Origin of the sequence: Acinetobacter sp. Tol 5, from assembly GCF_019702905.1 — a bacterium.
GTDB classification, from domain to species: domain Bacteria; phylum Pseudomonadota; class Gammaproteobacteria; order Pseudomonadales; family Moraxellaceae; genus Acinetobacter; species Acinetobacter bereziniae.
In genome coordinates, this window is sequence record NZ_AP024708.1 from 806,601 (window position 1) to 819,672 (window position 13,072).

The 13,072-nt window shown below is 38.1% G+C and carries 12 protein-coding genes and 1 pseudogene; 11 read left to right on the top strand and 2 right to left on the bottom strand.

What is annotated here, in order from left to right; all coding sequences use genetic code 11:
- Positions 1–178: 178 nt before the first annotated feature.
- Positions 179–1,087, top strand: a complete 909-nt coding sequence (locus tag TOL5_RS03865) for a DUF6160 family protein (protein ID WP_042086075.1) — start codon at positions 179–181, stop codon at positions 1,085–1,087.
- On the opposite strand, the pseudogene TOL5_RS22685 reads toward TOL5_RS03865, so the two are convergent.
- Positions 1,043–1,171 (bottom strand): annotated as a pseudogene (locus TOL5_RS22685) (hypothetical protein); the annotation flags it as partial. The gene TOL5_RS03865 and the pseudogene TOL5_RS22685 sit on opposite strands and share 45 nt — an antisense overlap.
- Before the next feature lie 123 nt (positions 1,172–1,294).
- On the opposite strand from TOL5_RS22685, the gene TOL5_RS03875 reads away from it, so the two are divergent.
- Genes TOL5_RS03875 through TOL5_RS03895 form a run of 5 tightly spaced genes read left to right on the top strand, consistent with a single transcriptional unit; the run spans position 1,295 to position 8,283 of the window.
- On the top strand, positions 1,295–2,128 hold the full coding sequence (locus tag TOL5_RS03875; protein ID WP_005033675.1) for a C39 family peptidase: 834 nt from the start codon (positions 1,295–1,297) through the stop codon (positions 2,126–2,128).
- A 53-nt stretch (positions 2,129–2,181) separates the two neighbouring features.
- Positions 2,182–3,372, top strand: coding sequence for a hypothetical protein (locus tag TOL5_RS03880; protein ID WP_005033673.1), 1,191 nt, complete (start codon positions 2,182–2,184; stop codon positions 3,370–3,372).
- A gap of 12 nt (positions 3,373–3,384) precedes the next feature.
- Positions 3,385–5,049, top strand: a complete 1,665-nt coding sequence (locus tag TOL5_RS03885; RefSeq protein ID WP_121774134.1) for an OmpP1/FadL family transporter — start codon at positions 3,385–3,387, stop codon at positions 5,047–5,049.
- Positions 5,049–6,329, top strand: a complete 1,281-nt coding sequence (filE, locus tag TOL5_RS03890) for a putative pilus assembly protein FilE (RefSeq protein ID WP_121774133.1) — start codon at positions 5,049–5,051, stop codon at positions 6,327–6,329. The genes TOL5_RS03885 and filE overlap by 1 nt, the downstream gene beginning before the upstream one ends.
- Before the next feature lie 10 nt (positions 6,330–6,339).
- Positions 6,340–8,283 (top strand): hypothetical protein, encoded by a 1,944-nt coding sequence (locus tag TOL5_RS03895; RefSeq protein WP_121774132.1) that lies wholly within the window; start codon positions 6,340–6,342, stop codon positions 8,281–8,283.
- 88 nt (positions 8,284–8,371) lie between these two features.
- Here TOL5_RS03895 and TOL5_RS03900 read toward each other — a convergent pair whose 3' ends face one another.
- The gene (locus tag TOL5_RS03900; RefSeq protein WP_009585212.1) at positions 8,372–8,920 is read right to left on the bottom strand and encodes an NUDIX hydrolase; all 549 of its coding nucleotides are present in this window, start codon (positions 8,918–8,920) and stop codon (positions 8,372–8,374) included.
- Between the two features lie 124 nt (positions 8,921–9,044).
- Here TOL5_RS03900 and TOL5_RS03905 point away from each other — a divergent pair, with 124 nt between their 5' ends.
- The 5 genes from TOL5_RS03905 to TOL5_RS03925 all read left to right on the top strand — a co-directional run bounded on the left by TOL5_RS03905 (position 9,045) and on the right by TOL5_RS03925 (position 12,996).
- Entirely contained in the window at positions 9,045–9,659 is a 615-nt protein-coding gene (locus tag TOL5_RS03905) for a CoA pyrophosphatase (RefSeq protein ID WP_004830068.1), read from the top strand.
- 53 nt (positions 9,660–9,712) lie between these two features.
- The gene (locus tag TOL5_RS03910; RefSeq protein ID WP_004830067.1) at positions 9,713–10,246 is read left to right on the top strand and encodes a gamma carbonic anhydrase family protein; all 534 of its coding nucleotides are present in this window, start codon (positions 9,713–9,715) and stop codon (positions 10,244–10,246) included.
- Between the two features lie 401 nt (positions 10,247–10,647).
- Complete coding sequence (gene tsaB / locus TOL5_RS03915) at positions 10,648–11,313, top strand: tRNA (adenosine(37)-N6)-threonylcarbamoyltransferase complex dimerization subunit type 1 TsaB (RefSeq protein ID WP_121774131.1); 666 nt, start codon at positions 10,648–10,650, stop codon at positions 11,311–11,313.
- A 46-nt stretch (positions 11,314–11,359) separates the two neighbouring features.
- The gene (locus tag TOL5_RS03920) at positions 11,360–12,184 is read left to right on the top strand and encodes an undecaprenyl-diphosphate phosphatase (RefSeq protein ID WP_009585249.1); all 825 of its coding nucleotides are present in this window, start codon (positions 11,360–11,362) and stop codon (positions 12,182–12,184) included.
- Positions 12,178–12,996 carry a class I SAM-dependent methyltransferase gene (locus TOL5_RS03925; protein WP_121774130.1) on the top strand — a complete coding sequence of 273 codons (819 nt, stop codon included), beginning with the start codon at positions 12,178–12,180 and terminating at the stop codon, positions 12,994–12,996. The genes TOL5_RS03920 and TOL5_RS03925 overlap by 7 nt, the downstream gene beginning before the upstream one ends.
- The last annotated feature ends 76 nt before the right edge of the window (positions 12,997–13,072 follow it).

Here is a 13,072-nt window from a genome sequence, read left to right on the forward strand (position 1 = left end):
GGTTTCATCTCCTTTTTGATAAACAGCAGTTGAACAAAAAGTAACATACAGTTAATTTAAAAGGGCAAAACGGACTACTCAAGGATTGGTGTTCTAAGTTGTAAAACAACTAAAAACAACAGGGAACTACGGAGAGTGGTTAAAAATGAAAAAAAATGCTCTTGGGAGAGTACGGATTATGAAATTATTTACTAAACTCGCTTTAGTTTCTGCTGTTGCTGTTAGCTCAAATGCAATGGCTCTGCAAGCAATGGATGATGCTGCACTGAGTGCAACCACAGGTCAAGATGGTATCAATGTTGGTATTGATGCTTCTAAAATCGAAATTGCTAAACTACATGTTTTTGATGGTGATGGTTTGGCTGTAAACGCAACAACTGGTGGTTCAGGTAAAGCGGGTGCGATCACTTTAAATAATGTGGTTGTGACCAAGACAGGTACTGGTAATCTAGCTGATTTAGTAATTGATACTGATGGTAGTGCAACAGCTGGAGCAACGGGCAAGCCATTTTTAAACGTAGCGGCAGCAATTAATGCGCTTAAAATTGATTTAGGTAAAATTGAAGTTAATAACGTGACAGGTACGGCGGGAGCTTATAAGCCTGATGCTGGTTCTGCTGAAATTTTAAGTGGTTTAACGGTAAATGTAGGCGCAACAACTGCAAACATTCAATTGGGTAATACACCACAAGGTGCAATGATTAAATTGAATGGTTCAATGATTGGTGGTTTATCAATCAGTAACTTAGCATTTAAAGATGCTTCTGCTGGTGGTGGCGGTTATATCGTTTTAGGTGGCGTAAAAGTAACTGATACAGGTTCAGCAAATTTGGCTTTAGATGCTGATATTGCAGTAACACCACAAGGTTTAGCTGTAACAGCAATGAAAAGTGCAACAGGTACAGATATTTATTTAACTAAAGTCGTGTTGGGTGGTGGTACAGGTTTTGTACCAGGTACTCCAGGAACTGCTGGTACAGGTACAGGTACAGGCTCAATCGGTGATGTTTCGATTACAGGTATGAAATTCTATAACGGTGGTTCAGCTACGCCAAATGGTGTAAAACTGACTATTTCTGGTCACTAAGTTAGAATTGATTGGTTGTAAAAAGACGCATGCAGAGCATGCGTTTTTTTTTACAAAAAAACGTCCTAAAAACGACAAAAGTTCAAAAAAAGACTGTTTTTTTTTTCAAAAAACGGTATCTTCTAGTTTCAGGGATGTAGAGTGTTCACTCTAAAAATAAAATCAGCACTTTAGGCAAAATACTGCCGATACTTGATAGTTAAAATTATGTTAGAAATTACTTTAGGTTCGGCATTAATGTACTATTTTGCCAACCATGCGCTAGATGTAAAACCCAAGCCAAAGGATGCTGTTTATTATACTGAGCTTGCGGATTCTCGAGACCCATCATTCTCACGAAATCATCGTGAGATGGTACAGATTAAACCTGCTTTAGAAAATCAATTCCGTGGGATCGTCCGTCAGGCATATGACTATAGTTGTGGCTCTGCGGCGCTCACGACATTGCTTAATGGATATGTCGGAACAAATTTAACTGAACAGCAAACCATGGAAGGTTTATTACGTTTTGGAGAATACAACCGTATTATCGAACGTCGAAGTTTTTCTCTGTTGGATATGAAACGTTTTGTGGCTGCGATTGGTTATGAGAGCGGCGGCTTTAAAGGGGAATTCACAGACTTAATTAATCAAAATCAACCTGTGATTGTGCCTATTTCTTATGCAGGCTTTAAACATTTTGTCGTATTTAAAGCGTATAAAGATGGTCGGGTCTATGTAGCTGACCCTGCATTAGGAAATATTAGTTTTGACCAAGAGCGCTTTAAGCAAGTTTGGGAAAATAATACTTTATTTATGATTAATGCGCCTAAGGACCAACAACGTAATATGTTGGCTTTACAAGAGGCGGATATGCGTCATGTTGATGATGCAACAATTAATCGTTATGCATTGGTAGAGGCTCAATATTCAACAGATTACGTCAATAGATTGGCAGATAAAGCATCAACCATGCGTAAAGTAATTGACCTAGATACCAAGTCAGCAACCTATAATCAGCCAATTACAACTTACCTACGACTCTATTATAAACGTAAGTAAAAGATGGACTAAAAATTACATAACTGAATTGGATTTTTTGGGATAGGAATAATATGAATAATCAATGGATGAAAAGAACTTTACTTGCAGTGAGTATTCAGTTTGCAATTGGAAGTTTATATGCGGCTGAAACAAATACTGAGGTTGATGCAAGTGCTGAAGCAGCAGTAGATCAAGCTGTTCCAGCTAAAGAAGATGTACAGATTAATAAAGATGAAACAAAATCTTTAGCACCAAAGTCAGGCTCTCAAGCGGCTGAAGCATTACAAAAGAAAGAAGGGGATGCTTCTCAGGAAACCAACTTACAAGAAGTTTTTACATCCAATGAGCGGCAATATTCCTTAATTAAAAAAGGAGAAATATCAACTTTCTATGATTTGGATTATTCATATTATCGCGATTCACAACTGAATTTGGGGATTAATGAAGGTACTGCTTACCAACTTCGTGTAGACGAGGATGCAAGTCATACCATTACCAATACCTTTACGGCGCAATATGGCGTTCGAGATAATTTAACCTTTACCGCCTCTCTCCCTTTTATCGCAAAATCAGATAGTTTAAAAGATGCAACTGCCGCAGGTTTAGGGGATATTAACTTTGGAGCACGTTGGGAACCGTTCCCACTTAAAGCTGGTCGTTTACCGCTGATTTTATTTGGTAGTGTATCGACAAAAACAGGGGATAGCCCATACGAAATTAACCCGAATACAGATCTCTCCACAGGTAAGGGGTATTATTCTGTCGGTTTCGGTGCAAGTACCCGAAAATATATTGACCCTGTTGTATTATTTGCCTCTGTTTCGGCTAACTATGGATTTAAAGAAACTGGTTTAAACCAAGTGCGTGGTGGTGGAAATGCCAATGGTCAGGGTGGTCAGCAGCTCGGTCAACGGGTTTTAGAAGAATTTGATCCAGGAGTGACAGGCGGATTCTCTTTCGGTTTTGCGTATTCATTTAACTATGATGTATCTATGACCATGTCATATCAACAATCATTTAATATGAATACCTCCTTTACCTATCAGGCAAATCCAGCAACCCCTGAAAAGGGACGTGAAAAATATGATGCTGCGAATCAATCAAGTGGTATGTTCTCGATTGCTTTAGGTGTGCGAGTCAATCCTGAAACCATTGTGAATGGTACATTGGGCATTGGTTTAACTGAGGATTCACCGGATATTTCACTTGGATTGTCCTTCCCATTAGATATTATTGGCTTTGGTAAGAAAAAAGCTCGCTAAGGAGTGTAAGGTATGAAAAACATACGTTTGCGCCCATTAGTAACAGCAATTTTATTAACAGGGTGTTCAACTCAAGTATTTGCACATTTAGGGCTTAACCTATCTGTAGATATACGTTCATTGACGATGGGGAATGCTGTTACTGCAGACCCTCCAGGAATTAGTGCAATTCATTTTAACCCGGCTGGATTGACGAAACTTAAAGGTCTACAGACCGACGTACAAGGTATCATTGCAAACTTTGATGTTCAACGAGAGTTTTCTGCACCGCCAGGTTATAACGTATTTGGTTATTCTGATGATCCTTTAATCTGTAATGATGCACCTGATAATCCTTCCAGCTTATGTACAGACTATAAAGACTCTGTACGTGGTGACGTTGAATATGCAAGTTTATACATTCCTATTTTAAAGAAAGTTGTAGATTTGGGACCCGGATGGCCAGTATTGGCGCCTACTGGTGGAGTTTCATATAATCCGCCAGGTTCAAAATTAACCTATGCAACCGCAGCTTACGCACCGATGGTGGCAGGATTTGGTTCAGAAGATAAAAATCCCGGCAACTTTATGGGACAACAGGTTGCCATTGAACGTATTACATATTTATCACCTTCTGTTGCATATCAAGTCAATGATCAACTCTCTTTGGGAGCTTCGATTGGGATGTCATATAATGCCATGGCACTAAAGACAGACTTACGCTTCCCCAATGAAATGATTGGCGTATTACGAATGGTGGATGAGTCTGTTTGTGGACCATTCCGAAATAACTCCAATATGATCACGGATCTTTTGCTATTTGGTATTTGTAATGCCAATGAGGGGATGAATCCTTTTGGTCAGTTCGGGAAAATGCAGGTTTCTTTAGAACAAAGTCTGAGTCCAAGCTATAACTTGGGTTTAATGTGGGAGCCAACTGAAAACTTTGGTTTTGGTATGGTCTATCAAAGCTCGGCAAAAATGCGTATGAAAGGTAAATATTTTATTGATAATGCCAACGCGCCAAGAGAACTGATTAAAGGCTTAAACTCATCTGCGACGGGGCAGATCCTTGCTGCGATTCTTGGGTTTCCAGGTTATATACCACCAACAGAATCTGGTTTGATCGCAATGGATTTGGAATATCCAGCACATTTCCAAGCAGGGATAAAATATAAGGTTTTACCTGATTTACAAGTGAATTTCGATGTTGGGTGGACAGACTTTAAAGCGTGGGAAAAATTCCAATTTGAGTTTGATCGCCAAATTTCAGCATTAAAAATTGCTAAACTTTTATCCAATCAAGTCACAGATACTTCATTGGCTTTCCCGCTTGGCTTTAAATCACCATGGAGCTGGGGAATTGGTGTTGAGTATTCAGCCAATGACCGTTTAAAACTTCGAGCAGGTTATGAACCTCGTGCCAGTGCGATTCCGGCTGATAAACGAAATACTATGGTACCGATCAATAATGCTCAATTATTCGGTTTAGGTTTAGGTTACCGTTTTGATGAAGATACGGATATTGATTTATCTGTGGGCTTCTTACGTAGCCGAGATAATATTCCTGCAAATACCAGTAGTTTAGCGAATAAAACAGGGGTAGATAATTTACTGCTCAACCCATATGCTGGATTGAATGTAAAAACAAATACCAAAGTCACAATTCTAGGGATTAACTACAGAACGAGATGGTAATGCATTTAAAAGCTGAGAAAAAAATAGTTTTGACTTCTTTGTGGCTGGTAATTGGTATGAGCTTAGCCACATCAGCTTGCTATGCATCCAGTTTCTATACCATTATCGGACCTGATGGGCATCCGATGATTATCCAAAAACCTGAATCATCAACAAAACCTGAAACCAAACAAAAAAATAATGAGAAGAATGAAAGCAAAACTGTAAAACCTATTATTGAGGCTATTCAACCTCAATCCAGCACAACACAAAATAAAAATGTGACTCAACCTGAGCGTTTTCCTACAAGTGCGCCAGAGCCAAAAAAACCTGTGATACCTTTAACTAAGCATTCATCAGAAATCCAAACAAAGTCGCAAGAAACTGTTAAGGGTTCACCGCAACCACAAAAAACTGTTTCGTCATCAGTACAGCCAGATGAACAAGAAAAAACAGCTGTAGTTGTTCCAGAAACCAAAACTGCTGAAATAGCTAAATCACAACATGATGCTAAACAAGTCGAAAAACAACAAAAGAGTTTAACGACTCAGAACTCACAAATTTCCAAAGCTGCGCTTAAAACGCAGAGTATCCAAGAAACTGAAGACAAAAATTTCACCATCATTGATGGTGAAAAGTATGTGAATAATGAATATCTGGAAGATCGTGAATTTAATCTCGAGGGGAAAAAGCGATTTTATATGACCCCAGAAATTGGTGCAGTACATGGGCGTTATGAAACAATTGAACGACAAAAGGGACTGAGTACAAGTCTCTTAAACCGTATTCGAGGCAATCCAGATGCTGACGAAAAAAAACCAGTCGTGCTATCTTCAACTTATTTCCGATTACCTAAAGACGAAGTGGTTCATAATTTAGAACAAGCTTGTTTCACAGGTAAAAAAATACTTAAAGCAAAAGGTTTATCACTTAAAAATCAAGAGATTGGTTTATGGCCTGTTGCGCCGATTAAAGCGCATTTTGCTTATGAAGTGGTGAAATTAGATGCTCAGGTACAAAATATACTTTTGACCTCCTACGCATCCTCTTCTAAGACACAAACCTACTATTGGCCTTTAGTTGTATTTTTAGATGAACAAGGCTGTGTCATTGAAGGTGTCAGTGGCTTTAAAAATGAAGAATCACATGACAACAATTTACAATATGCCGCAATGGAAGGTGTGTTGAGAAAACCAGAAAAAGCGACTTATCTATTTTTAACACCATTATCCTCAGCTATAGATGTTGAAAATAAACAGTTAACAAATCATGGACAAATTAAGCTGAGTGTTATTCAGTAAGGACGAGATTATGAAAAAAAGAGTATTAGCCCCTTTCGTTTTAACGAGTTTAGGTTTAGCACTTACTGGTTGTGGTGGTGAAAGTTCAACAGTCAATGAAGATCCCTACAAAGGTATTGTCACTTATACCAATGGCTGTGATGCATCTTATGAAAAATGTTTAGGTTTTTATGTTGATTATCCAGTGACTGGATTAAATTTTGATTGTAGTACAGATACTCGAAATCATTTCAACACCAAATTAGAAGGTGGTTTGGCTTCTGGCGGTTGTTTAATTGGTGATAAGGCAAAATTTTATATTCAGGGTTCTCAATCAGAACGTAAAATTGTTTTTGGGGATGTAGATTTAAACAAAATTCGTCCATTAAAGGTGAGGGGACAACCTGCTGCGATTGGTTTGATTGATATCGCAAGTGCCATGACAGGCAAAACACCTGCCAGTATGGATATGAGCGATGATACTTTTAAAGTCATGGTTGGCTTAGTTCGTGTTTTCCAAGCGATCGGCGTAGAGCAAAATAACAACCAAGTTGGAGACATTCAGCCAATCGAATTATCTGATAATTTAAAAAATAATCTGAAAGATTTACCTGCGGATATTGGTGTTGCTGATTTTCTTGATGGCAGCTATATAGAAAAATTAAAACCATGGCTTAATCTTGAAACGGTCGATAACGATTCGGCACAATTAACAGCACAGCGTTTGATTCAACAGTCTCTGGTTAATATTTACTCTACAAACTTCTTGATTTTTAGTGGGGCAAATGTTGATATTCAAGGATTTACAGGGAAGAGTGACTTAAATACGAAGAACGAATCAATTGCCAATATGTACCTCGTGACTGATCGTCAAGGCTATACCACAGGTTATGCGATGCAATGGGTAGGTGTTCCGCAAAAAGTTGAAGGTAGTACCATTGCTGATTCATTGTTAAAGTTCCTTTTACTCAATCAAGTGGTTCCACAAAAGTTAGATGTCGATCCCCAGCAAGGTTGGATCAGTCCATTCACCCGAAAAATCACCAATCCATTGATATTTAAAAAAGATCAAACCACCACGGATCAACTGAGCATTTATCAAGGTACATTGCTGAACAATACCAATGTAGCTGGTACGGAATATATGTATAAACGTGCCACTGGTGCGACCACTGCTCCGACAGATACGACGGTCTATGGTAAGTGGCGTCAGACACTCAATGCGGATCAGCTTTCAGGTGGTATTGATATTTATAAAACCAATCCTGCGAACTATCTAGATCGAAGAGTTTTCATGACGAAAAATACAGTAAAAACTGGAGAAAAATATTACTTCCCACTGTATGCCAATATTACATTTACGTTTACGAATCCTGAAGTTAATCCAAATACTCAAACCCTAGGTATTGTGATTGATGAAAATGGGGATATCCGTACTAACCTTGGTCGAAATGGTACTTTAAATTCAAATACCTGTGCGGATGTCGATCCAAGCACTTACATTGATAAAGAAACAGGTGTTCAACAATATCGACTGGGTACAACAGGAACTGCTTATATTAATGGGGATATTGAAAAATCAATTACACTGCGTATGATTTTAGCCAATCCTATTTTTGGAAGTCTTGATGGTGCTTTAGTGGGATTAAATGAAAAATTGGTCGTTACCCCTACGAGTGGGACTACCAACGATGACTTAAATAAAGCTTCAGTCTCTTCTGGCGGTATTCGTTTAAACCTTCAACGATTGATTAATGAACAAAATACCTCTAGTGGGGTGAATATAACCAGTTGGGATGGAGACAAAACAATTCCGGCAACTTGGGTCAATTTACAAGCGGTTTATCAGGCAATCTATAACAATACAGATACTAATAAAGATAAGCTTACTATAGAACAAAAAGAGTTAGCGAAGCGTCAGCAAGGGACGCTATCGGTAAGTTTGCCACAGTGTTATACAGTGAAAACCAAATAATCTCATTGCGCTAAAAAAATCCCCCAATTGAGATTGGGGGATTTTTTTAGCTCTCTATATAATTGACTATCAATAAAATAATTTTTAATCAACCTGTTTGGTCGAGACGTGTTCCTAATGTTTCTAAGTGCATTGGAAAGATATTATTTTTTCGATCTTCAAAATAATGACGTAATGTACGTTCAACGCTTGGGAATGCTAAATCATTCCAAGGGATTTCATGTTCTTCAAATAATCGGCTTTCGAGTGTTTCTTCTCCAGCACCAAAAAAACCATCTTTAATTTGTGTTTTAAACAACACATAAATCTGTCCAATGCGTGGAATATTATACATACAGTACAATTGTTCGATTTCTACTTCTGCTTCTGATTCTTCACGTGTTTCACGTGCTGCACCTTGCTCCATGGTTTCAAACAGTTCCATATACCCAGCAGGTAATGTCCAAAGCCCATAGCGAGGTTCTATTGCACGGCGACAAAGTAAAACTTTATCTTCCCAAAGGGCAAGTGCACCGCAAATAACTTTAGGGTTGACATAATGAATAGTGCCACAGTGTGTACAAACTTTACGGATTTTTTGATCACCTAAAGGAATTTTTTCGATTGTCGAATGACCACAAACACTGCAAAAACTCATAAGCTTCATTGAAAATGTGAGATAACTCAGCATAACTGAAAAATTCTACTTTCGCATCATTTATAGCCTTATCCATAAAATTTCATATATGATAGAAAGAGAACAAAAATATTGAGTGAGATACATGCAGGATCATGAGTTAACACAAATATTGCAAAACAGATTACGTTTTGGCAGAAGAACATTTCCTGCCAATGCTGCGGTTCTGATTGCAATTACTCAGGAAGCTGATCCTAAAATTTTGTTGACCAGACGTTCTGCATATCTATCAAACCATGCTGGTGAAGTTTCATTTCCGGGCGGTAAGCGTGATCCGAATGATACCAGTAATATTGTTGTGGCTTTACGTGAAGCTTGGGAAGAAACTGCGTTAAATCCTTTTGATGTCAAGCTGATTGGTGATTTACCCATGGAGCGAGCAAAAAGCGGAATTACGGTGAAACCTGTGGTGGGGTTAATTCCACCTGATATTCAATTGATTCCACAACCGACTGAAATCGATCGTATTTTTTATGCACCGATTAAAAAAATGATGGAATCACAACCCATTCCTTATGAAGTGCGATTGGCACATCAATCTGTATATTTTCCTAGCCTGCGAATCGAAAATGAAATTATTTGGGGTTTAACGGCTAGAATTCTAATTTCATTATTTAAATATGGATTGGATTATCAGAAAAACTGGCCATTTTTATTGAATTCTCCATCATTTAAATCTCAAATCTTTAATCGAAAATAAGTTTTATATTTAAAAGTATTGTTACAGGGAAAAATTGAAAGGAATATCACACGATGATGTATAAATTTAAAGGACTGGCACCTAAAGCGTTACATGAGCCTTTTGATGGTTGGGTTGCTGATAATGCAACTGTAATTGGTCAAGTAGAGTTGGGACAACAAGTCAGTGTTTGGTTTGGTGCCGTTATTCGTGCGGATAATGCGAAAATTCATGTAGGGAATTTCAGTAATGTTCAAGAGAACGCAGTGTTACACACTGATGCAGGTATTGAATTACACGTTGGCGATTATGTGACTATTGGACATCAAGCAATGCTGCATGGTTGTACCATCGGTGAGAATAGTTTGATTGGTATCAATGCAGTGGTTTTAAATCATGCTGTGATTGGTAAAAACTGTATTATCGGTGCCAATAGCTTGATTCCTGAAGGTAAAGTCATTCCAGATAATTCGTTGGTGGTGGGTTCTCCAGGGAAAGTCATTCGAACTTTAGATGAAAATGCAGCTAATTTATTAAAAATGAGTGCAATGCATTATGCCTCACACTATAAAGATTTTATCAATTTAGAAGAGTTTAAGTTTGATTAGTATGGTTGTTTCAAAGTGAATAGCGTCATTTAAAAATGAATGATGTCTTTGAATAAGCCTTTATTTTTTTCGGGCGAGGGGTACATGCAGTACTCTCGCTTCAATACTCATCCCATTAAGAAAAATTACATAACATAAATAAATTGCTTTCATCGCCTTATATTTTAAGAAAATTTAATCAGTTTGCTTAAGTCGTATCCATGCGTTAAAGATATTCAACGGAACACTGCCATCGAGAGCGTTAACATCTTTTTTGCTCAGGAAAAAAGTCTATTGCCTTGATTTTTTGTAGATGAATTTGATCTGATGGATTTTATCTGACAGGCTTTAGCGCTTAGTTCTCGCGCTAATGAAATGAGTGGAGTATCATAGGCAGCATTTTTAATACGGTAAGGTTGTGCATGAAATTGCTGGCATTGGAAACTGCCAATGAGCAGTGTTCCGTTTCGATTGTTGATGAAACTCAAACACTCTATTTTCAACTTGATACGCGAGCAAAGGCACAGACTCAAACGATTTTGCCAATGATTGAGCAAGGCTTTCAGCAAAACCAAATCAGTAATCAAGCGCTGACTGCGATTGCGTTTAGCCGTGGACCTGGTTCTTTTAGCGGTGTACGTATCAATGCCGCAGTGACCCAAGCATTGGCATGGGCACATGATATTCCTGTCATTCCTGTGTCTACATTACAAGCATTGGCTCAGGCAGCATATCAACATGCTCAATTGCTAGAAGTTACAGCCGTTTTAGATGCACGTATGAATGAAGTTTATATGGCGAGTTTTAAGCTCGATCAAAATAACATTATGCAACTTGTAGATGAAGAAAAATTATTAGACTATCAGCAGGCTGTAGCGTATCAAAAATATACTTTAATTGGTTCTGGTGCAACATTGGTCGATGCTGAAGCGACTAAATTTCAGCAGCTTACTGCAAATGCCAACGATATTGCGACGATTGCAAGACAACATGCATTGAAACAGCAATGGCTCAGTGCTGAACAGGCATTACCTGTATATTTGCGTGATAATGCATGGAAAAAAATACCAGAACAAGGCAAGCCATAATCGTTTCTCGCTTTAATTTTTAGGATTTAATTTTTTAGGATTTAACATGGATCTTTTACTGCTACTCAAAGCAGCCATTATGGGTATCGTTGAAGGTATTACCGAATTCTTACCTATTTCAAGTACAGGTCATTTAATTCTTGCATCTGAATTAATGAATTTCTGGACCAAAGAAAAGAGCGACTTATTTGTTGTTGCGATTCAAATGGGGGCAATTGCTGCCGTCATTTATGAATATTGGGGCAAGCTTTGGGGAGCTGCTATCGGTCTGTTTTCTGGCGAGCCTAAAGGTCGACATTTAGGCGTGAGCATTATTGCTGCTTCAATTCCGATCATGATTGTGGGTTTGACTTGCGGTGATATCGTAAAAGAACTTTTGTTTAATGATATTTCAGTAGCGATTGGCTTAATTGTTGGTGGTTTAATTATTTGGTGGGTAGAGAAAAATCCACCTAAAGTTAATGCAGTTGAAGTCGACAATATTACGATTAAAGAAGCAATCTATATTGGTTTGATTCAAGTTTTAGCGCTTATTCCAGGTACTTCACGTTCAGGCGCAACAATTATTGGCGGTATGATGTTGGGTGTATCGCGTAAGGCGGCAACTGAATTTTCTTTTTTCTTAGGTATTCCTGTCATTGTCGGTGCAGGGTTATTAGATCTTTTTAAAAACTATCATATTTATGAAACTACTCAAGATTGGACCGTATTTTTTGTAGGTTTGATTGTTTCGTTTGTTTCTGCATTAATTCTGATTCGTGTTTTGGTGGCTTATGTTTCCAAACGTGATTTTATGGTCTTTGCTTGGTATCGCATTGCATCAGGTTTAATCATTTTATTATTTGCTTTAACAGGTTGGAAATTATGGTAAGCGAGATTCGCTTATTTACAGAATCCACTTTTTTAGAGAAAGCACAGTCTTATCAAACTGTGCTTTCTCTACGTGGAGTCGTGGTTAATATAGAGGTGATTGAAAAACTCAACGCGCGTTTTTTAAGATTAAACCCTGAACTCGCACTATGTGTTAATGAGCAAGGTTTGAGTCTATGTGCCAATGGCATGAGAATGCAGCCTGATTGGAAAGCTGAAATACCACGTCTAAAACGTGCCAGTTTAAAATCAGAAATGATTGCTCGTGCTTGTCATCTTTCAGAAAAACCAAAATTGGTCGATGCCACAGCAGGTTTAGGTCATGACAGCTTGTTGATGGCTTATCTGGGTGCCAATATTCGCTTGGTAGAGCGTCATCCAATTTTGTTTACTTTGCTTGAAGATGCAAAAGCACAGGCTGAAAATGATCCATTTCTAGGAAAAGTCGTTGCGCGAATTGATTTAATTTTTTCGGATTCCACCGTCTATTTAGAGCAATTGATTCAAGACAAACAAACAGTCGATGTGGTTTATTTAGATCCCATGTTTCCGCAACGTGATCAACATCAGCAGGCAGTCAAAAAGCAGGCGCAAGTCAAAAAGCAAATGCAGTTATTGCACATGCTGCTTCCAGAAGATGGTGAAATGGATTTAGGAGATCATCTTTTAGTCTTAGCTCAACACATTGCCAAACGGGTTGTGGTAAAACGTCCTCGATTGGCTGTATTTTTAAATGATCAACTAACCCATCATCAGTGGCAAGGGGATGCTTGTCGTTTTGATGCTTATTTTAACAGCAATCTTATTGAGTAGTTTGGTAACTGTTTCAATAATAGTCGAATTATTGATATATAGTTAAATCAAACATTGATAATTTTTTAGCCAAGCC

Excerpts from the sequence above, each read along its gene's own strand:
- TOL5_RS03895 (WP_121774132.1), top strand. The coding sequence starts at position 6,340 with ATGAAAAAAAGAGTATTAGCCCCTTTCGTTTTAACGAGTTTAGGTTTA.
- TOL5_RS03905 (WP_004830068.1), top strand. The coding sequence starts at position 9,045 with ATGCAGGATCATGAGTTAACACAAATATTGCAAAACAGATTACGTTTT.
- TOL5_RS03885 (WP_121774134.1), top strand. The coding sequence starts at position 3,385 with ATGAAAAACATACGTTTGCGCCCATTAGTAACAGCAATTTTATTAACA.
- TOL5_RS03900 (WP_009585212.1), bottom strand. The coding sequence starts at position 8,920 with ATGAGTTTTTGCAGTGTTTGTGGTCATTCGACAATCGAAAAAATTCCT.
- TOL5_RS03925 (WP_121774130.1), top strand. The coding sequence starts at position 12,178 with ATGGTAAGCGAGATTCGCTTATTTACAGAATCCACTTTTTTAGAGAAA.
- tsaB (WP_121774131.1), top strand. The coding sequence starts at position 10,648 with ATGAAATTGCTGGCATTGGAAACTGCCAATGAGCAGTGTTCCGTTTCG.
- TOL5_RS03910 (WP_004830067.1), top strand. The coding sequence starts at position 9,713 with ATGATGTATAAATTTAAAGGACTGGCACCTAAAGCGTTACATGAGCCT.
- TOL5_RS03875 (WP_005033675.1), top strand. The coding sequence starts at position 1,295 with ATGTTAGAAATTACTTTAGGTTCGGCATTAATGTACTATTTTGCCAAC.
- filE (WP_121774133.1), top strand. The coding sequence starts at position 5,049 with ATGCATTTAAAAGCTGAGAAAAAAATAGTTTTGACTTCTTTGTGGCTG.
- TOL5_RS03920 (WP_009585249.1), top strand. The coding sequence starts at position 11,360 with ATGGATCTTTTACTGCTACTCAAAGCAGCCATTATGGGTATCGTTGAA.
- TOL5_RS03865 (WP_042086075.1), top strand. The coding sequence starts at position 179 with ATGAAATTATTTACTAAACTCGCTTTAGTTTCTGCTGTTGCTGTTAGC.
- TOL5_RS03880 (WP_005033673.1), top strand. The coding sequence starts at position 2,182 with ATGAATAATCAATGGATGAAAAGAACTTTACTTGCAGTGAGTATTCAG.